General features: G+C 62.6%; 1 pseudogene. It reads right to left on the reverse strand.

Annotation, left to right across the window (positions count from 1 at the left end):
* A pseudogene (locus ACLML9_RS28860) lies at window positions 1-1,011 on the reverse strand (DNA-directed RNA polymerase subunit beta); the annotation flags it as partial.

Raw genomic sequence — 1,011 nt, forward strand, 5'->3', positions numbered from 1 at the left:
CGCCCAATCCGGACGGGTGCCGTCGGCGGCGACATCGACTTCCCAGCCGGCTTTACCGATCCAGCCGAGGTGGGTTTCCAGGATCTGCCCGATATTCATACGACGCGGCACACCATGGGTGTTCAAAATAATGTCCACCGGCGTGCCATCGGGCATGAACGGCATATCCTCGGTCGGCAGGATCTTGCCGATCACACCCTTGTTCCCATGCCGGCCGGCGAGCTTGTCACCGTCCTGGATCTTGCGCTTCTGCGCCACATACACCCGGACCAATTCGTTGACGCCGGGAGGCAGATCGTCGTCGTCTTCGCGCGAGAACACCCGGATACCGATGACCTTGCCGGATTCGCCGTGGGGCACCTTCAGCGAGGTGTCACGCACCTCACGCGCCTTCTCACCGAAGATCGCCCGCAGCAGCCGCTCCTCGGGGGTCAGCTCGGTTTCACCCTTCGGGGTGACCTTCCCGACCAGAATGTCACCATCACGCACCTCGGCACCGATCCGCACGATCCCCCGCTCGTCGAGATCGGCCAAGACCTCATCGGAAACATTCGGGATATCGCGAGTGATCTCCTCGGCACCCAGCTTCGTATCACGAGCATCGATCTCGTGCTCCTCGATATGGATCGAGGTCAGCACATCATCTTCCACCAACCGCTGGGACAGGATGATCGCGTCCTCGTAGTTGTGACCCTCCCACGGCATGATCGCCACCAGCAGGTTCTTGCCCAGGGCCATCTCACCGTTCTCGGTGCACGGACCATCGGCCAACACCTGACCGCGCTCGACCCGCTGGCCCTCGTCCACGATCGGCCGCTGATTGGCACACGTGCCCTGATTCGACCGCGCGAACTTCCGCATCCGATACGACTTACGGCTGCCGTCATCGGCCATCACCGTCACATAATCCGCCGACACTTCCTCGACCACACCGGGCTTGTCGTTGACCACGACATCACCGGCATCCACCGCCGCCCGCAACTCCATCCCGGTACCCACCACAGGGGCCTC

Origin of the sequence: Nocardia sp. NPDC002869, assembly GCF_046764065.1 — a bacterium.
Classification (GTDB): domain Bacteria; phylum Actinomycetota; class Actinomycetes; order Mycobacteriales; family Mycobacteriaceae; genus Nocardia; species Nocardia rhamnosiphila.